Consider the following 19,758-nt stretch of genomic DNA (forward strand, 5'->3'; position numbering starts at 1 on the left):
AGAAGGTGGGTTGGTGGGAAGCGACCCGTGATGATGTCGAGGACTATGAGCATTGGCGTCGGTTCGCCGAGCACAATCCTCGCCGTATCGGCGGGGCGAAGTGGGATCGTGAATTGTCAGCGTTGGCAAGCTTTTACGCTTGGGCTTCCGAACACCGGCATGTTCCGCGTAGTCCCGTAGCGATGAAGCGTGTGATCGCTCGTGATGGCGCGGCGGTCACGGTGCCCGCGGCACGGGCGAAGGATGTGCGCCGCAGTAATGTGCACTGGCTTACGCCTCGCAGCTGGCGGCGGTGGATTGATGTCGGGCTACGCGGCTATACCTGCGACGGTGTGCTTGACCGCGGTTGGGGTGGACGTTTAGAGGACCGCAACGTCGCTTATGTGCGGCTGATGGTGACATCGGGTCTTCGACGAGCCGAGGGTGGTTCCCTTCTGACAGTTGAAGTCCCGGCCCGTCGCGGGGATACGAGCCGCTACTGTCGAGGACGGATCGCCGCCGAGGTCACCAGGGCGAAGAAACCGAGAACGTTCTACGCTGCCGCTGATGCTGTCGCTGAGGTGGAGACTTACTGCGATTCCTCCCGCGCGCTCGCGGTCCGCGGCGCGCAGCAGGCGCGGCGCTATGAACGCCTGGTGGAGCGGCGTGTTGTCACTGAGATAACCCGCGGTCTTAGCCCGCTGGTGGTATGGCGGTGCCCGGATGGCTCCATCGTGCGACGTGAATTGAACAGCCTGACCGTCAATGAGCGAATTACCCTGTTTGTTGAAGGCGAACATGGGCTTGAGCCGTTGTGGCTGTGGCTGAATGAGCAGGGACTGCCGTTTCAGGTGCATTCGTGGGACGGTGTTTTCACCGCGGCTAATCGCCGATGCGATACGGTCCTGACTCCGCGGCAGCGGCTCGGGTTGGATCCGCACAAGGTGTATGCGCCTTATGCCACACCGCATTCCGCACGGCACAGCTTTGCCCTCTACATGCTGGTCGTGCTGAATTCTTTGATGGATCAACGGTATGGGCTGACACCTGAGGATCGTCGGGACTTCCGCCATCTCTACGGCGATCCGTGGTTCATGGTGCAAAATCTCCTCGGTCACGCTTCCCGGGAAACCACCGTTGAGCGTTACCTCGCACCGGTAGCTGATCTGCAACTGCGCTCGATGCTGGCAGATGCTGTCGATCCGGTGCCAGCGCCCATGCCTGAGCTGGATGCCGTATTCGCGCGTATTGCCCGGGAATCGGAAGGCATTCAAGACGTTGATGACTTCGGTTGGGCAGGCGGCGGCACATGAATGTGCGTGGCCGGCCCGCAGTGCTTCCGCCTTCCGATCACCGTCGACCCAAGGCGCTGGCACCGCAGGGCTTGGTTGTTTTCCACTGCAACGCTGCGGGCCGGGTCAAGGAATATGACTTCGCCACGTTGCCGGTTGACGAAGCTTTGCAGCGATCGTTAGCGGCGTTGTTCGCCCGCCGCTGCGTGCCACAAACCTGGACCACGCATAGGACCTCGCGCGGCATGTGGCGACAAATCGTGCGGTTCGCCGAATTCCTCGTCGAGCAACCAGAGCACGTGCGCGATCTCGATGATCTCAGCGCCGCCATGGTCAGACGGTGGCGCAATAGCGTGGTCATGCTCAACGACAAACGCCCCTTCACTGAGGTCGCGCTGCTGTTGCACGAGGATCCGCGACTGCAGTGCGGGCCGGTGGCCGACGAACTTGTGCGCCGCTTCAGGCGAGCGCAAAGCGCCACACAGTCATACAGCCACGACGAGTTTCAGCTCATCAAGGTCGCGGCCCGACGGACCTTCCGCGCCGCGTTAGCGCGCATCGAACATAATGCTCGGCACTTGCACCGTTGGCAGCAAGGGGAATTCGTCGAAGACAGCCCGGATTGGCTGGTCGGGCACGCGTTGAGCGTTCTCGCCGATACCGGGTCCATGCCCGAGTACACGATGAAGAACGCCAGAACCAAAGAGGGAGCGCATCTGCTCAAAAAGCGATATCACGGACCGCTGGGTGGCACCAGGGCAGAGGTGACGTGGCAGCGGCTGTTTTTGTCCAGGATGGAGGCGGCAGCGCTGGGGGTGCTGATGATGGCCGAATACGGGTGGAACTTGTCGGTCATCGACGGGCTGGCGGTGCCTAAGGCATCACCTGATGCTGGCCACGATGGTCGGCCGACGTATCGGGTGGCTTTGGAAAAGCCGCGACGCGGCGCTGGGCGGTATCACGAATCCAGGAACTTCACCGATGACGGTGCCGCCTCGGCCGGGCGGTTGATCACGCAGGCCTTGCGGGCGACCCGTTTTGCTCGCGCGTTGGTCGAACAGATGGCTCCGGGAACTGACCGGCTCATCGTGTGGCGCACCGGCAACCGCGGTCATGTGTGGGTGCGCGGGGACCGTCATCCTCCTGTCGGGGATTTCCGTTTCGGGGTGTCGTCTTTTGACGCATCACTGTGGGCGCAAGCTCAAGGGTTGACCGGTTCGCCATTTCGTCGCGGTCGCAGAACGGTTGTCGCCCTGGGCCGCCGTGAGCCCACGCAACACTCTGAGCAGACCTTCGATCGTAGTTATGCCTTGGTGGACAAGCGTGTTCAGGCCGAAGCCGTCGAGGTGATAGCCGCGGGTGCTGAGGATGCGTTGGGTCGTGCTCAAAAGGGGGTTCTGGTCGCCGAATTGCGCGACCGGCCGGCAGCGGGCGATGTTGAGACAGCGACAGCCGATTGGAGCCTGTCACGAATTCTGTGTAAGTCAGAGGTGATTTGACTACGAGTTGTATTCTAACACAACGGAATTCGGCCCGGGAAGAGCCTGGCGAGTGTGTTCAACGCCACAGTCCAGTTGTACGTTCCGGTGCCGGAGAAGCCTCCTCTCTGGCTGGAGATGTTGCGCAACCCGAGGTACAGCAACTTCATTGCGGCGTCGCGGTCGGGGAAATGGCCGCGGTTTTTGGTGATCTTGCGTAGCTGGAAGTTGATCGATTCGATGGCGTTGGTGGTGTACACGATTTTGCGCAGCTCCACTGGATAGTCCAGGAACGGCACGAATTCGGGCCAGGCGTTGTGCCAGACGTCGATTGCGCCGGGATATTGGGCGCCGAATGCGGTGTCGAAGTCCTTGAGCGCCAACTCGGCGGCATCGACGGTTGCGGCCGTGTAGATCGCCCGCATCGAGGTGGCGACTTTCTTGCGGTCCTTGTAGGACACGAACCGCATGGCGTTGCGGATCACGTGCACCACGCAGGTTTGCACCACGGTGTCGGGGTAGATCGAGCGGATCGCATCGGGCAGCCCCGTGAGGCCGTCGCAGCAGGCGATCAAGATGTCGCGCACTCCGCGGTTGCGCAGGTCGATGACCACCTTCTGCCAGAACTTCGCGCCCTCGGAGTCTTGGATCCAGACCCCCAGGGCATGTTTGCGGCCCTCCAGATCCACCCCAATCGCCAGGTAAGCCACCTTGGTGGTGACCACCCCGTTGTCCTTGATGCGCAGCCGCAGCCCGTCGATGTAGAGGATCGGATAGACCTCCTCGAGCGGGCGGGCCTGCCAGGCCTTGATCTCATCGACCACTACGTCGGTGACGTTGGAGATCAACTCCCGCGACACCGCAGCGCCGTACACCTCTTCGAGGTGTGCTTCGATGTCGCGGGTAGTCATTCCGCGCGAATAAAGCGACAGCACAACGGAATTGATGTTGTTGAGCCGGCGGGTCTTCTTCGGCACGATCGCCGGCTCGAACGACCCGTTGCGATCACGCGGCACCGAGATGTCGACCGGGCCGTTAACCGTGCTCACCGTCTTCGAGCTGAACCCGTTGCGCGAATTGCCCGAGCCGCGCCCGGCCGGATCCCCGGATTCGTAACCCAGATGGTGGGTCATTTCGGTCTGCAGCGAGCGTTCCAGCACCGCCTTGGTCAATTCGTTGAGCAAACCCTCCGCGCCGTCGATCGGGGTGCCCGATTTCACCGCATCCTTGATCAGCGAATCCAGCGTCTCCGCCGAGAACGTCTCCGCCAGCCGCCGCGCCGCCGACTTCTCCTGAGCCGGCGACTGCGTGGTCTTCGTCACAAAACACTCCTTCTGTCCGCCCGAATGGCGGTCCGATGATGGACCACCCCGGACTTACACAGATGGAATGACACGCCCGCCGATTGCGCCGACCCTGCGTCAAGCCCGTTCGCAACCTCACCCGAAGACGGCTGCACAGCTTCGTTTTTGATGTGTCTGGCCTGCCCCAACGCGCACGTCCATCCCGGACACCACGCTCGACTGGCGCATTTGCATCAGGCTTTAACGAATCTGCGCTCGGTCCTTCCCTCCAAGACGTGGCGTCGCGATTGGGCCGAACACCATGGCCGCCTTGAAGACCTCAAAACACGTCTTGGCGATCCGCTCTGGGAGCAAGCGCTGTCACAACTGACCGATACTGACCGCGGTCTGGTCGATCATCTGCTGGTGGGAGTGCTCGACACATGAGCACTGCGGCGCAAGATGATCCGTACTTGTTGCTGATGCCTGGGCCGCGTAGCCCGGTGGTGGCACCAGATCTGGTCAAACCTATTCACGCCCACCTCAACCCGTACTACGGGGATCCTGTGTGGTCGCTTGCTGCTCTGACAGAAAACCCTTCGGCGGTACGGCCCAAGATCCACTGGAGAAACTGCCCCGCAGCGTTCGAGAACGAACTGCGCCTTGCTGTCTGGTGTCTTATCAATGGCGAGCTGCGCCCCACTTTTGTCCGCAGCCGCGGTACCAGGATGCGAACGCGCCCGGCGGTCTCGACGCTCATTACCATAGTGCGTCACTGGCTAGAACTGGCCCAATGGCTCGACAGTCGCGGCGTCCGGGGGCTGGCCGATTGCGACACCACCACCCTTGATGGCTACGGTCGGTATCTGCTGGCGACCAAGGCCGAAGTCCGCTCCAGCGCGCTTCGGCGCCTGGTCGCACTGACTCGATTGTGGGCGCTCGACCAAATCAGCCCCGCCCCAACCGGTCTTGGGCAACCTCCGTGGGAAACCACCGGAGTCGACGACTATCTGCCAAGGCCAATCCCGTTGGGTAATGAGAATGCCGCTGCGCCGTTAGCTGAGGAAACGCTCGGGCCGCTCCTTGTCTGGGCCATGCGCGTGGTCAACGACCTAGGCGACGACATCCTTCGCGCGCACGCCGAGCATGCGCGTCTGCTCAATGCGATACCCGACAGTGCGCGTCCCGAGGGCCGACGGGCATTGTGCGCCTACCTTGATGCCCTTCTTGAGTCCGGTGATCCGTTGCCCGTTCATATCGAAGGGGACCGGGTCACGTTCGTGGCCGCCTACATTTGCGGTCGCGTCGGCGCTGCGAAGTCGCAGATGAAGGAATATCCGCGCCGCGACCAACTGCTGGCGGCCGCGACGCAACGCCTGTCGGGCTGTCCGCTTGGCATCCCGATCACCGGCCGCATCGACGGAAAGCCCTGGCGCGACGACATCGACTACGTGGAAGCGTGGCCCTTGTGGCGCCATCTCGGTACGGCGGCATTCATCGTGTGTGCCTATCTCACCGGGATGCGCCCCAGCGAAGTACTCGGTCTGAATACGGGTTGTTGCCCTGACCCCGAGCCTGACGCCGCGGGCACAGTCGGGCGGCACTTGATCCGCGGCCGCGAATACAAAAGCGCGGTCGACGAACACGGCAACCATCTATCCGCCGGGACGGACCGCGACGCGCCGTGGGTGGCAATCACTCCCGTCGTCAACGCCATTCGCGTTCTGGAGAAGATGGTTCCCGACGGGGGGCTTCTGTTCGACTCATCGGCCCACGATAGATACAACCAACCCACCGCGACGGGTTCAATGGTCCATAGGTCGATGCGTTCCAGGATCGATGATTTCGTTGACTGGGCCAACACTCAAGCCGCACGACACAACCTGGCCAGCGAGACAATCCCGCCCGACCCGCACGGCAGAATCGGGCTCAAACGCTTCCGCCGATCCCTCGCCTGGCACATCGCCCGGCGACCAAATGGACACGTCGCACTGGCCATCCAATACGGGCATATGCGTTCGGCCGTCGTCTCCGGACGCTACGCCTCGCGCGGCCGCGACGGTATCCACGACCTGCTCGACATCGAAACCGTACGCGCCGTAGCCGACACCGTCGCCGAACTTCGAGACCACCTCAACGACGGCGGTGGAGTCTCGGGCCCAGCGGCCCGCGACGCCATCAAAATTGCGGCACACGCACCCACATTCAGCGGGACAACGATCACCGCGAAAACCGCTCGCCGGCTCGTCGCCAACCCTGACCTGATGATCTACGACAACCCGCAAGCGTTACTGCTGTGCCGCTACAAGCCAGACCGGGCCCTATGCCAACGCGACGGCATCAAAGATGCCCCCAAGCTGGAAGCTTGCGATCCCCGCTGCGGCAACGTCATACGCACCGATCGGCACGCCGCCCAGCTACGCACCCGCGCCGACCAGCTCGAACAACAGGCCACCCACACCCCCCAACCGATCGGTGAACGGCTGCGCGCCAACGCCGCAAAACTCCGCCACTACGCCGACACCCACGACAACACGCGCGTCACCTCGAGCGGGGAAGACAAACACCACCTGACCGAGGAGCCCATGTGACCGCTGCACTCGACGAACGCGACCGCATCCGCGCCGCCATGGACCGCATCTTCGCCGGCACACCCCAGCGTTCCAACGGTGCACTGACGATCGTTGCCCTCGCACAAGAAGCCGACGTACCCCGCAACGCCCTAACCCAACGCCACACCGACCTGAAAAACCAGTTCTACCAACAGGTACGGGGAAAGGGCGGACCATCAGAACTGGAGACAAGACTTCGTAACACCATTGCAAAGCTTCGCAAGACCATCGTCAACAAGAATGGCGAGCTTAAACAACTCCGAACAGATGTCCCCGCCCTCGTACGCGTCGTCAACCAGCTCACCCTGGAAAACGATCTACTACGCAGCCAGTTAGCCCAATCCGGACGCACAGTCATTGCGTTTCCCAAGGTGCACCCGCCCATGTGAAGGCCCCCCAAAGGTTATGCCGCGTTACCTGGAACGGTTTGTGCCGGACGAGGATTTCCGGGCCGAGGGCCGCGACGGGGGTCTGTCTGTCGGGCGGCGGTGCGCGGCGAGGAAATCATCGACGATGCGTTCACAGTCGTGACGATCGATTGCGCGCAGCCCGGTGAGTCGAGCGAACGCCACCGGGCCGACGAGCTGGCACAGAATCAGTTCTAGATCGAAGTCGTCGAGATCGGCCCGGGCTTCAGGGCCTTCCAGAAGGCTGTTGAACGGCCGGCGATAATGGTCGATGATCCGCGTCCGCAGCGCGTTGCGATCGTAGGTCTCCTCTGTGCCGTCCGGTGTTGGCCCGAGCGCGACCCAGGCCAGCGTGGTGACATGCAGCGGCGCCTCTTGAAAGAGGGTCGCCTGTCGGCTCAGCAGCTCGATCAGCTGGTCGCGTAATGTTCCCGTGGCAGGTGGTGGGGTGACCTGCGGTAGCAACCGTTCAAATGTTGCGGCCAGCAGCTGAGTAGAGCTGCTGAAGTGCCGATACAGCGTGGTGCGTGCGACCTTGGAGGCTTTGGTGACCGCGTCTATGGTGACGGCTTCGATGCCACCGGCATTGAGGAGTTTCGTGGCCGCATCCAGCAACCGGGTCCGTGACCGAAGGCGGCGGGGATCGACGTCGTCGTCGACATCGACATCGACATCGACATCGATCGGGATTTCAGCGTCACGCTCCACGTAGTCACCGTAAACCCCCCACGGACCTGGCCTACAGCGAATCGCATCGGGGAAGTCGTTCAATCCGACGAACGGTACTAGTAGTATCGTAGCGATACTACTAGTACACTTCGGCGGTGTAGGCCAAGCACCGAAGGAGGATTGGTGATCAGGCAACCGGTCGAGCGGTTCGGGACCCGGGGGAGTCGACGGCGCTGCCCCCAATCGGCCGGCCGCGTGGCGATCGAAAAATCCAGCTTCTGCCTCCGCGCGGCGACCTCACGGACGAAAGACGTCAAATCCTGATGAATGTGCCGATTTCGCTGACTAAAACCCACCTCTGGAGACGTGCGGTTCGGGATATCCGGCTGGCCAGTCGCGGTATTGCCAAGCGGCTGCACCCAGCGCCGCCGGTCCACCAGGGCCGCGTTCGTCCACGTCACTATCCCCCTCGCTCTTGCTCGTACCTGGACGACGATCTGATGAGTCGGGAAATGCACGATCATGTTCGCGATGAGCCGATCAGGCTCAGTTCCCGGCTGGCATTTCGCCTACGGCGTTCGTGAGATTGTCAGCAGCCAGAGATGACCCATGGCCAACGTCAAATAATCTGCATACCAATGGATTACGCAATGACGTACCCGATACGGAACCGGCAACAGGACATCGAGGTCGAGCGCAAGGGCCGACGCGGCGTCGCGGCGTGGGCGGGCTGGCGGTAGCAATTTCGCCGACACCATGAAAGGGTACCGATAGTACTGTTGCGATACCATTGGTTTCTTTCCAGTAGTGGAGACGGGGGATGGTAGATACCGGGTGGGTTTCGTCGGGCGTGGCGACGTTGAGTCGGCCGGTCCGGGAAAGACTCCGTAAGGTCACCGCTGGTGAGGGCGTTTACAGCGATCGATTAGCCCGCGTGGCGCGGTTTAGTATCCGGCACAAGGTGCTGGTCATCGGTGCGTGGGTGGTGGCTGCCGGCGTCCTGGCCGCGGTGTTTCCGCAATTGGAAACAGTCGTAAAGCAGCAGTCGGTGAACCTCATTCCCTCTGATGCGCCGTCGCTCCAGACCGTTGAGCGGATGGGGATCGCATTCGGCGAGCAGGGGTCCAAGACGACCGTCTTTGTCGCGGTGGAGGAACCGACGGGCCTGAGTGCGCCGGTGCGTCAGCGTTACAACGCGATGGTTTCGCGGTTACGTGCCGATTCCAAGCATGTGCGACTGGTTCAGGATCTGTTGGCCGACCCGGTTACTGCCGGTCAGGCGGTGAGCCAGGACGGCAAGGCATGGTATCTGCCGGTCGGGATAGCGGGCACGCTCGGCGATCCCCGAGCGGCCGAATCCGTCCAAGCGGTGCGCGCTATCGCCGCCAATTCGTTTAGCGGTACCTCCACGACCGTCCGCGTAACCGGCCCTCCCGCGACGTTCAGCGATCAAATTGACTCGGCTGAGCAGGATTTGATTGTCGTCTCCGTCGTGACCGCGGGGCTGATCGCGCTGATTTTGCTGGTCATCTACAGGTCATTGTTTACCGCGTTGCTGCCACTGTTGGTTATCGGCGTCAGTCTGGGGGTAGGGCGTGGAGTGCTCTCGGGGCTGGGCGAAGCGGGAATGCCGGTATCGCAATTCACCATCGCGTTCATGACGGCGATTCTGTTGGGTGCCGGCACCGATTATTCGGTGTTTTTGATCAGCCGGTACCACGAGCAACGCCGCCAGGAGGTCTCGGCCGACCTCGCGGTGATCAATGCAACCGCCACCATCGGACGCGTGATCCTGGCCTCCGCGGCCACTGTGGCGTTTGCATTTTTGGCCATGGTGTTTGCAAAACTGAGCGTTTTTGGCGCGCTGGGCCCAGCGTGCGCGATAGCCGTCTTCGTCGGAGTCGCGGCCACCGTGACGTTGTTCCCACCGGTGTTGGCGCTGGCCGCGCAACGCGGCATCGGCGAGCCCAAAGCCGACCGCACACGCCGCTACTGGAATTGGATCGCGGTGGCCGTAGTTCGCCGGCCCGGCCCATTGCTGGCCGCCAGCCTGGCTCTCGTGTTAGGGCTAGCGGCTGTGGCGCTGACCATGCGCATGAGCTACGACGACCGCCAAGGCCAGCCGCCCTCGACCGCCAGCAACGAGGGTTATCACCTGCTGGACAGACACTTTCGCAAAGATATTGTCATCACGCAGTTCATGGTCGTCGAATCACCGACCGATATGCGCACCGGTAAGGGCCTGGCCGACCTTGACGAAATGGCGTCTCGCGTGTCGCAATTGCCGGGTGTCACCAAAGTTTCCGGCGTCACCCGGCCCACCGGTGCGCGACTGGACCAGGCGCAGCTTTCTTGGCAGAACGGCCAGATCGGGACCAAGATGGCCGATGCCGTCGCCAAAGGAGACGCCCACAAGACCGATCTCACCAAACTCACCGGTGGCGCCGACCAACTCGCGGGCGGCTTGGCGCAACTTGACACTACCCTTCGCGCGGCGTTGACTCCGCTGACCGGGATCCTCAGCCAAGCCCAGTCCAGTGGGGCACAATTTCAGCGCTTTCGCCCGCTGCTGCAGCAGCTTTCGGCTACCACACCGACCATCGACCAAGCTATCCGAAGCGGGCCCGGCTTACGCCAAGAAGCTCAACAAGCCCAGAATGCGATCGCCACCATCGACCCGTTGGTTAATGCGCTCAATACATCCCCTTGGTGTGCCACCACACCCGAGTGTGCCCAGATCCGCGACCAGGTACGGATTCTAGTGACCTTGCGCGATGGCGGCTTTTTCAACCAGCTCGCCAACCTCGGCGACATGTACCAGCCGGGCGGCGATACGGCGGGGGGCACTATGGCAGACCTGCAGAACACGGTCACCTCGCTGAACAACGCGTTCGGAGCGCTCGGCGACCCCGCCGACATGGCCGGCAACATCCGCCGCCTCCAAAACGGCATCAGCCAGCTCGCGTCGGGCGCACAAGCCCTAGCTACTGGTGTGCACACCCTCGCCGACAGCAACATCGAAATGTTGTCCGGCATGGGTCAGATCGCCACGCAGCTACAGAATTCCGCGCGGTCTAGCGCCGGTTCGGACAACTCTAGCGGCTTTTACCTGCCCGCTAACGCCTTCGAGAATCGCCAGTTCTCCGATGTGGCGAAGCACTTTCTGTCTGCTGACGGCAAGACCGCGCGCTTTGCCATCGAATCCAGTTACAACCCCTACAGCAGCGAAGCGATGAATCTCGCGCAGAAGATCACCCGCGTTGCTGATGCCGCACGCCCTAACACCTCGCTGGCCAACGCACGGATTTCGATGGCCGGCTTCCCCGCCGTCAATTCCGATATCCAGCGCTTGCTGTCGGCCGACTTTCACCTACTGGCTATCGCCACGCTCGTCATCGTCGGTTTGATCCTCGTCGTTCTGCTACGCGCCTTGGTGGCCCCGCTCTATCTGCTCGGTACAGTGGTACTCAACTACGGGGCCGCACTGGGCATCGGCACACTCGTCTTCCAATACGGCCTAGGCAAGGAAATCGCATGGCCCGTACCGCTTTTAGCGTTCATCATCTTGGTCGCGGTGGGCGCCGATTACAACATGCTGCTAATCTCGCGGTTACGCGAGGAATCTGCTCACAACGTTCGCGTCGGCGTGCTGCGCACGGTCGCGAACACCGGCTCAGTCATCACTTCGGCCGGGCTTATCTTCGCGGCCAGCATGTTCGGCCTTATGGTCGGTTCGGTCGCGATCATGATCCAAGCCGGACTCATCATCGGCTGCGGCCTACTCTTGGACACCTTCGTGGTCCGCACTCTCACGGTTCCCGCGATCGCCACATTGCTCGGTGAGGTCAGCTGGTGGCCTCAACGGAAGTCCTTGGCCCCACGCGGTAGAGCACGCTGACGATGACCTGTCACCCAAGGGACTGCATAGCGTGACCGGCGTGGACTTCGTCCGGTTCGACGAGCGAATCGCCGAGCAGATGCTCGGTGCGGCGGCGACTGCGGGTGGGCTGTCGACCTACCTGAACTTGCGCCATACCCAGCTAACCGCGGGACGATTAGTTGCCGAAATGGATGCCCGCGAGGACCTGCTTACACCGTTTGGGAATCTCCACGGCGGTTGTCTGTCCGCCATGGTTGACCACTGCCTCGGGGTGGTGTTCTATCCGGTCATGCCTGCAGGATGTTGGGTCGCCACAACAGAATTCAAGGTGAATTTGGTTCGACCTGTCTCGGGCGGAGTGTGCGTCGCCGTCGCTAACATCATTTCGTTGGGCAAGCGCAGCGGTGTAGCACGTATCGATATCACCAACAGCGGGATGCTTGTGTGCGCCGCTCAAGGCACCATTACCGTCATGCCGCCGAAAGAAACCAGGCAATGACTAAGGCCGTACATGCCTCTCATTAGGAGGCGTTCCGCCCGAGGGAAACGAACTACATGACCATTACTCAGGAGCGCATCCGCACGCGCGACGGCATCACCCTCGTGGCGGATTGTTACACGCACGCCACGACTGGTCCTGTGGTGTTGCTCCTACATGGCGGCGGCCAAAACCGCCACGCCTGGGCCACCAGCGCGCGTCGCCTCCACGCCCATGGCTACACCGTCATCGCGTACGACACCCGCGGCCATGGCGACAGCGACTGGGACCCAAGCGGACAGTACGACGTCGAAAAGTTCGTATCCGATCTGCTCTCGGTACGAGACCACGTCAGCCCCGACGGTCCCCCCGCCGTCGTTGGCGCGTCGCTGGGCGGGCTGATCATCCTCGCTACCCACCAGCTGGCCTCACCCGACCTCTGGGCAGCCGTTGTCCTGGTCGACATCACCCCGCGAATGGAATTTGATGGGGCCCATCGCATCGTGTCATTTATGGCCGCACACCCCGACGGATTCCGCACGCTCGGTGATGCCGCCGATGTCATCGCCGAATACAACCCACGCCGCGCGCGACCCGAAAATCTCGATGGCCTGCACAAAGTTCTGCGCCAACGGAGCGACGGCCGATGGATCTGGCGCTGGGACCCCGCCTTCATCAGCTCCAACTTCGATGTCCTGCAAGGCAATCTCATGACCGGAAGCGAGGCATTCGACACCATCAGCGGATTTCTCGCCGAAGGAGCACGTCGAATCACGGCCCCAACGCTGCTCGTGCGCGGCGCACTTTCAGACGTCGTCTCCCAGGACACCGTCAACGAATTCCTCCAGCTCGTCCCGCACGCCGAAGCGACGGACGTCACCGGGACCGGTCATATGGTTGCCGGCGACAACAACGACGCGTTCACCGGCGCCGTCACCGACTTCCTCGACCGCACAATGGGGATGGCATGAGGATCCAAGCGTTGGACGCGACTCGCACTGCTATTGATCCTCGTTGAATTCGACGAATCCGGCCGCCATTACGACTAAGAGCCCTAGATGGTTCCCTACGTCCTGCATGTAGCGAATTACGTATTATCCGAGTCGTCCTCTTCGGCAGAAAGGTCGTGCCGAACCGCTCGGACTCGGCCCCGAGGCAGACACGCCATGTAGCCGTGCCGTTTGCCATAGAGTTCCCACGCGGTCGCTGCCGCGTCTGGGGGGACATCGATGCGGTGTCCACCGGAGAACCCGAGATGGAGCGACCCGTCATCATCGAACCAGGCCCGCGTGCATACCGCTCCGGCCAGGTCCAACAACGTCCGCTCTTCAGGCGAAAGGTGGGCAGGGTCGATCAACACCTCTTCCTCGGGCCAGGCTCCTACTGCAGGAAGCGTCAACCGCATCGGCCGGGAGATTACGAGCTCGCTGTAATCGTCGAGGTCGAGTACCAGGCCTTCTTTCAGTGAGACTCGCTGGACAGTGCACTGCTCGATCCATTGTGTGTGCATAGCCGCTCCCTTCGACACGTCAGCGGAGCCACACTTATAATACTGATCGTATCGCAGCGATACGATCGGTATCGCTATAGGTTGCCAGCACCCTCCCATGCATCCAGAACACGCCGTGTAGCTCTGTTGATGCACTTGCGTGTCTGCTCCGCTGTCGCCCGGCCGCCGACGAAGGCCATCAGGTTGGCCAGCCAGATATCAGCGATGAGGCTGGCAATCTGTCGCTCGTAGATTCCTTCCGTGCCGCCACTGAGTGCCCGTGCCAGCATGCTTTCGATCAGGTCGGCGGCATGTTGCGCCCCCAGAGCTTCATCGGTGTCAGCAATAATGAATGCGCGCATCACGGCCTCGGTGAGCTTCGCATTTTGCTGCCATTCGTCGTGAAGTCGGCGAGTCAAGGATTCCACTCGCCGAATCGGGGATGCCGCACACGTGCTCCAGTCGCGTTCTTGATCCAGCCGCACAAATTCACGGGCGAGTAGCGTCACCAACAGGTGGGTCTTCGACGTGAAATGGTCACACACCGACCCGACCGTGACGCCGGCCTGCTTGGCGACCGATTTGAAGTGGACCGCCTTGAAGCCGCCCAACGTTGCGACCACCTGGGTGGCATCGAGGATTGCTGCGTTGCTCGCGGTGTGCGTCCCAGGGCGTGACATCGCGGCCTCTGACTCAGCCAACAAGACACACACACCTCTCCTCGAGGATGGACCTAGCAACCTGAGGCTTGCGACGTGCCATTTTCCAGTGGAACGCCGGCAACCGGGACAGCGCCGTGAACGGCAGGCGCGAGCGCACTGTCTGGCGAGGGATTTAGCGGGCGCCTGGGGCCGCGGCTGCTCGCGAATATTCGTGGGGCAGCCGCTATTTCCCATGCAATCCGCGTCACCTGCCACGGTCCCCGACATCGCGACACCAGCAATAGATCCCCTAGTACTGTTGGTTTCGCTACGCTACTGTTCGTACAGTAACTCAGGAAGCAGCCTGGAATGTCGGATTGACGAAGGCGATGTCATGCCCTCCGCAAATACTGGCTCGTTAAGGGACCGGCGCCGCGCCGAGCTGTTCTCGCAGATCCAGGGCACCGCACACCAACTTTTTGCCGAACGTGGATTTGCTGCCGTGACCACCGAGGACATCGCTGCCGCTGCGGGGATATCCATCAGTACTTACTTCCGCTACGCGCCTACGAAGGAAGATTTGCTAATCGCGCCGTTGCGGCAAACGGTCGCCGAAATCGTTGCGGCCTACGGCGCTCAGCCATCGGACCAATCGGCAGCCGACGCGCTGATCGCGTTGTTTGCCGAAACCGCCTGGGACAAAACCAATCCGAACCCGCACTACTGGCAACAAGCCATGCTGACCGCCCCCCACCTACTGAGCGAACCGGCGCTGATCAGCGACAACGATGACCGCAAGTTCATCGAGCTCGTCGCTACAAGGATGGGCATCGATGCGGGATCCGACATCCGTCCCTCGCTGCTGGTCCACACGGGGTTGGCCACCGCACAATTCATACTTCGGCGCTGGCTGAGCGCAGACATTAAGACACATCCACCGCTGCACGTTCAGTTGGAACAGGCCTTGAGAATTACGCTGGCAGGATTCGACTAGGGCAGACTACTTTGAACCCCGGGGCATACGGTTGGCCAGGTAGACGGAATCTGATCCCGTCACAATCTTTGCCTGGGGCCCCACGGACACCGCTCGCCACGACCGCCCGCAGGGCGGCAACCAACTAGCCCAGCGATCCAACACGCTCACGCGATTAAACGAACCCAGCAAAGCCATAATCGCGATTAAAGAGCGCGACGTATCGCTAGTGTGAACGCTATGCCGAGCGCAATCGATGACACCCTTACCACCTGCGCCAACACGCACAATGAATAGGGAACTGCCGCCGGCGCGCGACTTCCTGGTCTCAGGCGGGTTCGGTGGCGCGGCAGCACTAGTAGCCGTACTCATCTTGGCCCTGATCGCGGTGGTGGCGCTGCGCCAGGCTGCCAAAAGGTTCCGCCTGCTATCCGAACAGCGGGAACGCCACCACCAGGAGCTTCGGGACGACGAACGGCACGCAGCGGCGATCAGGGAATGCCGCGAGCGCCTGGCGTGGGTCGTGGACAAAGGCAGCATGGAACCGGCCGCGGCCGCGGATGCCACCGTGGGATTCGGGCCAGAGCTGGCGCTGACGGTTCTACAAGGCCTGCTCAGTGAGGCACGCCAGCTCGAGGACGCCACCTTGGCGGCCGCCGCAGCGGTGCAGCTCAAGCAATTCTCGCGGGTGCTGGCTCAACAAGGCAGCGCACTGCTGGCAACCGCCGACGCCGCGGCACCCGCGGCCGCCACTGGCGTTGACGAACCATCCAGCCCTGAGCCGGATCACCCAGCGCTTGAGGTTGCAGCAGATGAAACGCCCAGCGCTCCACGTCAGCAGGCCAGCACGGGCGGCAGAAGGCGGCGCCGATGACCACGTTGCAGCAGCACATCGAGGACCTCGATATCGAGGAGTGGGCCGCGTTGACCAAACGCGCTGCCATGGCCGCGGTGGCCGCCGCTGAACAGCTCGGGATACCCGCGTCCGAAGAGCTCGCCAGGGTCGCGGCGATGAGTGAACGTGAGCTCGTCGACCACCGCATCCGCTTCGGCTCGAGCCCCAGGCGCCTGTCCCCGCTGATGCGGCTCGTCCAAGCAGACGAGCTACGCGTCTCGGCCGAGCGTCAGGCCCGCCAAGCCGAGCAGGACAAGCAGGATGCTGATGCGGCCGCGCAGATGGCCCGAGATGAAGCTGCGCAGTCCGCCCGTGTGGCTCAGGACGCCCGGGAACGCGTGCGCGCAATCCAAGCTGAGGCCGCACGCAAGGACGCAGAGCGCGCCGATCAACGGCTGGGCGAACAGCAGGCCTTGCAGCAGTTGCGCGGCGAACTCGAACAAGCACACGCCGACCACGCCAGCGAATTAGCCGCAGCACACGAACGGACCCGCGCCGCAGAAGCACGCGCACAACAACGCGCCACCGAACGCGCCACCGAACGCGCGAGCACCCAACAAGCCCTCGAGGAGCTCCGCGGCCAACTCGAACAAGCACACGCCGACCACGCCAGCGAACTGGCCGCAGCACACGAACGGACCCGCGCCGCAGAAGCACGCGCACAACAACGCGCCACCGAACGCGCCACCGAACGCGCGAGCACCCAACAAGCCCTCGAGGAGCTCCGCGGCCAACTCGAACGTGCCCAGGCCGACCACGCCACGGAGTTGGCCGCAGCACGCGGTCAGGCCGAGGGGCAGGTAGCGGCGGCCCGCCAAGCCGCTGACGAGCGGATCGCGCAGGCGCTCGCGGAAGCCGAGGCTGCGACAGCTCGGGCGCAGGCAGAAGTTGAGCGCATCGGCGCGGAGGCGGAGTCGCGGGTGGCCGCGGCGCATGAGCATGCCGAGCGGCAGATCGCGGCGGCCCGCCAAGCCGCCGACGAACGAGTCGCGCGGGCACGAGCGGACGCCCAGGCGGCTGTTCTCGCGGAACCGGGACAGCTGGGGGTTGCCTTGAGCGTCCCTATTCCGACAGCGGAGCTGCGGGCGCACACAGGGCCGATCGAAGAGGCGTTGGCCGCGGTCCGCGAGATCGACTATCTGCTCGAAGCCGGTGTGGCCGACCAGCAAGCGCGTCAACCGTGGGACATTGAGCGGGTGCGCGTCTTGGTGCACACCGTCGCGCAGCAAGCCTGGGATTTGGCTCAGCAGTTGCGCGGTCTGCCGGCGCGGTACAGCGCTGCACCGCAGGTGCAGGCCGCCGACAGCTACGCCAGCGCTGCAGCCAGTGTCTATAGCGCGTTCCTGCAGCGCATTGCTGCCGCTAACGAGCGCCTGGCCAGCCGCGGTGACAGCCGTGATTCCGATGTCGTGGACGTGGTCGCTGCCATGTTGGACGACCACCCGTGGCGAACCGCCGGCTAACAGGTCGTAGCGGGAGCCGCCTTGAGCAACGAGCTGTCCGCGTGGGCGAGCAGTCGCCGGCGCCGCATAACACGCAGGTGGGGCGGCCACCGTGTATCGGTGACCGCCCCACCTGTCTGTGTTGGAGCTAGTTGCGCTGGGTCAGACCCACTTGGCGGCTTCGTTCTGGTCGTAGTTCATCATGTTCATCGTGTTCTGCTCGTGGATCTCGACCAGGTTGTTGTGGCGCTGAGCGAGCTCCTCTTGCGCCTGGTTCCACTGGCTCAGCCACTGGTTGGCGGTCTGACCGGTGTCGCCTTGCCAGTTGGCGGCCAAGGCGGCCTGCTCGGTGCCGATGGTGGAACCGATCGAGCGCAGAGATGCGTTGTGGGTCCGCATCTCGCCGACGTGCGCGAGCATCGCCGGGTACTGGTAAGTGATTTGGCTCATGAGATGTACCTTTCGCTTCGTCTAGTGGATGTGTAGCCGGGGTTACCCCCGGGCTGCTACATGACGTATTCGCCGGCCGCGTTGGAGTCGGCGGTGGTGTAGGTGGTCGCGCCTTCGTGCACGTTCTGCTCGGCGATGGCCAGCAGCGCGTTGACCTTGTTGGCGCTTTCGACGAAGCGGGCGTGAGCCGCTTGGAAGGCCATCGCCGAGTCGCCCTTGTGGAAGGCCTGGGCGGCCTGGGCGGATTGCTCAGCGGCGGCCAGGGTGCTCTTGTAGATGGCCACGTTCTGACCGAAGCTGTTTCCGGCAGAGACCATGGCTGGAACGTTGGTGTCAAGCAGTCCCATTGTCGGTGTCCTTTCTTGGCGTACCGATGTTGATTTTTCGGTGGTAGTTGGGCTTGTCGTGAGTTGATGCGATCCGCAGTGTGTGGGTGAAGGCGTCCTAGCGGGTCATTGCGTACGCCTCCTTTTCGCTGTCGGCGTCCTCGTCGACAGCGTCGTCGGCGTAGGTGTTGACCCGTTGACCGCGGGCTCGGGTGTTGTGGGGGCCGCCGCCCATCATGCCGCCGCCAGCACCACTGCCGCTGGTGCCGGCGGCGCCGGGGAGTCCGGTGGCAACAGGGGTGATGGCACGCGCGCCATTGGCCAGCGACGAGGTGGTGCTTGGCGCCGCACCCCAGGTGGAGGGCATCAACGGTCTGCTGGGCCCGCTGCCGAATGCACCGCCGGCCAGGCTGGTCATTCCGGCAGGGTTGAACCCTGCGAGGGCACCGGTGCCGGCGAAGCCGACCGGCACCGACTGCTGTCCCAGGGAGCTGCCCCCTCCGCTGAATTGCCCCAGCAAGCTGCTCAATTGCTGGGGTGCCTGCAACAGTTGTTGGGGGGCTTGGGTCAGCAGTTGTCCGGGGCCTTGGGTGAGTCCCTGGGCGGCTTGCGGGCCGATGGATGCGGCTTGCTGCAGGAAGCTGCCGGCCATGTTTTGGGTCAGCCCCTGCTCGGCGGTGCCGTCTTGGTTGCCGGCCCCTTGTGCTTGATTTTGCGCCGGTGGCAGTTTGTCCGTGACCGAGGCCGGGCTGCTCGCGGCTTTGCCGGCGAGCAGCTTGTCACTGGCAATATCGGAGCCGGTTGCCGCGCCGCCACCGGTGGTGCCATACCCGGCGGTATGGAATCCCGCTGTGACGGCGGTCGCCAAACCGGCTTCCCCGGTACCGACGCTGAGGGTGACCGGAGACATCGGGGTGGGGGGTATGGAGGTTGCGGCGGCGCTCGAGGCGCCATCCCAGGTGCTCATCACATCGGCGGCCAGCTGCCACATGCGCTGATAGTCGGCCTCATTGAGTCCGATCGGAATGGTGTTGACGCCCATGAAGTTGGTGCCGATCAGCACGCCGTGAACGAAGTGGTTTTCGAACAATTCCCCTAGGGTCGGCATCGCGCCGACAGCGCCCTCGTAGGCTGCTGCGATCTCGCCGTGGGATGCGGCGGTGAACGCCGCCTTGGCTGCGACGTCGGCCAGCCACAACAGCATCGGCTGGTGAGCGGCGACGAACTGGGTGGCTGCCTCGCCTTGATACTGGGATTCGACCGCCGCGATGATCCCTTCGAGTTCGGCCAGGGCCGCCATGTATTCCGCACTCAGATGCGTCCACGACGTTCCCGCGGCGGTGATTCCCGCCGCGGTCGCGCCGGCGTTGAGCAACGCCGAATGGACTTCGGGCGGCGCCGCCACCCAAATCTGGGCTAGGACCGTATCGAAGGACATGGGTGCACGCTCTGCAGATAACCGAA

17 protein-coding genes are annotated in these 19,758 nt (G+C 63.0%); 10 read left to right on the top strand and 7 right to left on the bottom strand.

Features of this window, described 5'->3' with window-relative positions; all coding sequences use genetic code 11:
- Nucleotides 1-1,292: integrase (locus DQP57_RS20460; protein WP_205869187.1), on the top strand; the 1,292-nt coding region annotated here is incomplete at its 5' end.
- Nucleotides 1,289-2,770 (top strand): hypothetical protein, encoded by a 1,482-nt coding sequence (locus tag DQP57_RS20465; RefSeq protein ID WP_133259277.1) that lies wholly within the window; start codon nucleotides 1,289-1,291, stop codon nucleotides 2,768-2,770. The genes DQP57_RS20460 and DQP57_RS20465, both read left to right, overlap by 4 nt.
- A gap of 14 nt (nucleotides 2,771-2,784) precedes the next feature.
- On the opposite strand, the gene DQP57_RS20470 is transcribed toward DQP57_RS20465, so the two are convergent.
- A complete protein-coding gene (locus DQP57_RS20470) occupies nucleotides 2,785-4,020 on the bottom strand; it encodes an IS256 family transposase (RefSeq protein WP_112634539.1) in 1,236 nt (411 codons plus the stop codon).
- 455 nt (nucleotides 4,021-4,475) lie between these two features.
- Between DQP57_RS20470 and DQP57_RS27280 the strand changes: the two genes are divergently transcribed.
- Both DQP57_RS27280 and DQP57_RS20480 read left to right on the top strand, forming a co-directional pair.
- A complete protein-coding gene (locus tag DQP57_RS27280) occupies nucleotides 4,476-6,623 on the top strand; it encodes an integrase (protein ID WP_133259279.1) in 2,148 nt (715 codons plus the stop codon).
- Nucleotides 6,620-7,033: a hypothetical protein gene (locus DQP57_RS20480; RefSeq protein WP_036473482.1), complete on the top strand. Its 414-nt coding sequence runs from the start codon at nucleotides 6,620-6,622 to the stop codon at nucleotides 7,031-7,033. The genes DQP57_RS27280 and DQP57_RS20480 overlap by 4 nt, the downstream gene beginning before the upstream one ends.
- Before the next feature lie 24 nt (nucleotides 7,034-7,057).
- On the opposite strand, the gene DQP57_RS20485 is transcribed toward DQP57_RS20480, so the two are convergent.
- Nucleotides 7,058-7,759 carry a TetR/AcrR family transcriptional regulator gene (locus DQP57_RS20485; protein WP_023870470.1) on the bottom strand — a complete coding sequence of 234 codons (702 nt, stop codon included), beginning with the start codon at nucleotides 7,757-7,759 and terminating at the stop codon, nucleotides 7,058-7,060.
- A 781-nt stretch (nucleotides 7,760-8,540) separates the two neighbouring features.
- Here DQP57_RS20485 and DQP57_RS20490 point away from each other — a divergent pair.
- The 3 genes from DQP57_RS20490 to DQP57_RS20500 all read left to right on the top strand — a co-directional run bounded on the left by DQP57_RS20490 (nucleotide 8,541) and on the right by DQP57_RS20500 (nucleotide 13,049).
- Nucleotides 8,541-11,618 carry an RND family transporter gene (locus tag DQP57_RS20490; protein ID WP_023870469.1) on the top strand — a complete coding sequence of 1,026 codons (3,078 nt, stop codon included), beginning with the start codon at nucleotides 8,541-8,543 and terminating at the stop codon, nucleotides 11,616-11,618.
- Nucleotides 11,619-11,697: 79 nt separating this feature from the next.
- Complete coding sequence (locus tag DQP57_RS20495) at nucleotides 11,698-12,099, top strand: PaaI family thioesterase (protein ID WP_100882369.1); 402 nt, start codon at nucleotides 11,698-11,700, stop codon at nucleotides 12,097-12,099.
- Nucleotides 12,100-12,155: 56 nt separating this feature from the next.
- On the top strand, nucleotides 12,156-13,049 hold the full coding sequence (locus DQP57_RS20500; protein ID WP_023870467.1) for an alpha/beta fold hydrolase: 894 nt from the start codon (nucleotides 12,156-12,158) through the stop codon (nucleotides 13,047-13,049).
- Nucleotides 13,050-13,165: 116 nt separating this feature from the next.
- Here DQP57_RS20500 and DQP57_RS27285 read toward each other — a convergent pair whose 3' ends face one another.
- On the bottom strand, nucleotides 13,166-13,588 hold the full coding sequence (locus tag DQP57_RS27285; RefSeq protein WP_036473472.1) for a DUF6188 family protein: 423 nt from the start codon (nucleotides 13,586-13,588) through the stop codon (nucleotides 13,166-13,168).
- Nucleotides 13,589-13,662: 74 nt separating this feature from the next.
- A complete protein-coding gene (locus tag DQP57_RS20510) occupies nucleotides 13,663-14,268 on the bottom strand; it encodes a TetR family transcriptional regulator (RefSeq protein WP_231119632.1) in 606 nt (201 codons plus the stop codon).
- A gap of 334 nt (nucleotides 14,269-14,602) precedes the next feature.
- Between DQP57_RS20510 and DQP57_RS20515 the strand changes: the two genes are divergently transcribed.
- The 3 genes from DQP57_RS20515 to DQP57_RS26700 all read left to right on the top strand — a co-directional run bounded on the left by DQP57_RS20515 (nucleotide 14,603) and on the right by DQP57_RS26700 (nucleotide 17,539).
- Nucleotides 14,603-15,202, top strand: coding sequence for a TetR family transcriptional regulator (locus tag DQP57_RS20515; RefSeq protein ID WP_023870462.1), 600 nt, complete (start codon nucleotides 14,603-14,605; stop codon nucleotides 15,200-15,202).
- A gap of 352 nt (nucleotides 15,203-15,554) precedes the next feature.
- Nucleotides 15,555-16,055 carry a hypothetical protein gene (locus DQP57_RS20520; protein ID WP_231119615.1) on the top strand — a complete coding sequence of 167 codons (501 nt, stop codon included), beginning with the start codon at nucleotides 15,555-15,557 and terminating at the stop codon, nucleotides 16,053-16,055.
- Nucleotides 16,052-17,539, top strand: coding sequence for a hypothetical protein (locus DQP57_RS26700; RefSeq protein ID WP_133259280.1), 1,488 nt, complete (start codon nucleotides 16,052-16,054; stop codon nucleotides 17,537-17,539). Before DQP57_RS20520 ends, DQP57_RS26700 begins: the two co-directional genes overlap by 4 nt.
- Before the next feature lie 141 nt (nucleotides 17,540-17,680).
- Here the strand turns inward: DQP57_RS26700 and DQP57_RS20545 are convergent, their stop codons facing one another.
- The 3 genes from DQP57_RS20545 to DQP57_RS20555 form a co-directional block, all read right to left on the bottom strand.
- Nucleotides 17,681-17,968, bottom strand: a complete 288-nt coding sequence (locus DQP57_RS20545; RefSeq protein ID WP_036473467.1) for a WXG100 family type VII secretion target — start codon at nucleotides 17,966-17,968, stop codon at nucleotides 17,681-17,683.
- A 56-nt stretch (nucleotides 17,969-18,024) separates the two neighbouring features.
- Complete coding sequence (locus tag DQP57_RS20550) at nucleotides 18,025-18,315, bottom strand: WXG100 family type VII secretion target (protein WP_036473466.1); 291 nt, start codon at nucleotides 18,313-18,315, stop codon at nucleotides 18,025-18,027.
- A gap of 97 nt (nucleotides 18,316-18,412) precedes the next feature.
- Nucleotides 18,413-19,732 (bottom strand): PPE family protein, encoded by a 1,320-nt coding sequence (locus tag DQP57_RS20555; RefSeq protein WP_064893771.1) that lies wholly within the window; start codon nucleotides 19,730-19,732, stop codon nucleotides 18,413-18,415.
- Nucleotides 19,733-19,758: the final 26 nt, after the last annotated feature.

The organism is Mycobacterium colombiense (genome assembly GCF_003284935.1).
GTDB lineage: Bacteria > Actinomycetota > Actinomycetes > Mycobacteriales > Mycobacteriaceae > Mycobacterium > Mycobacterium arosiense_A.

Bases quoted from the DNA above. Each gene is read 5' to 3' on its own strand.
- DQP57_RS20495 (WP_100882369.1), top strand. From the start codon at position 11,698: ATGCTCGGTGCGGCGGCGACTGCGGGTGGGCTGTCGACCTACCTGAAC.
- DQP57_RS26700 (WP_133259280.1), top strand. From the start codon at position 16,052: ATGACCACGTTGCAGCAGCACATCGAGGACCTCGATATCGAGGAGTGG.
- DQP57_RS20550 (WP_036473466.1), bottom strand. From the start codon at position 18,315: ATGGGACTGCTTGACACCAACGTTCCAGCCATGGTCTCTGCCGGAAAC.
- DQP57_RS27280 (WP_133259279.1), top strand. From the start codon at position 4,476: ATGAGCACTGCGGCGCAAGATGATCCGTACTTGTTGCTGATGCCTGGG.
- DQP57_RS20465 (WP_133259277.1), top strand. From the start codon at position 1,289: ATGAATGTGCGTGGCCGGCCCGCAGTGCTTCCGCCTTCCGATCACCGT.
- DQP57_RS20555 (WP_064893771.1), bottom strand. From the start codon at position 19,732: ATGTCCTTCGATACGGTCCTAGCCCAGATTTGGGTGGCGGCGCCGCCC.
- DQP57_RS20490 (WP_023870469.1), top strand. From the start codon at position 8,541: ATGGTAGATACCGGGTGGGTTTCGTCGGGCGTGGCGACGTTGAGTCGG.
- DQP57_RS20500 (WP_023870467.1), top strand. From the start codon at position 12,156: ATGACCATTACTCAGGAGCGCATCCGCACGCGCGACGGCATCACCCTC.
- DQP57_RS20515 (WP_023870462.1), top strand. From the start codon at position 14,603: ATGCCCTCCGCAAATACTGGCTCGTTAAGGGACCGGCGCCGCGCCGAG.
- DQP57_RS27285 (WP_036473472.1), bottom strand. From the start codon at position 13,588: ATGCACACACAATGGATCGAGCAGTGCACTGTCCAGCGAGTCTCACTG.
- DQP57_RS20545 (WP_036473467.1), bottom strand. From the start codon at position 17,968: ATGAGCCAAATCACTTACCAGTACCCGGCGATGCTCGCGCACGTCGGC.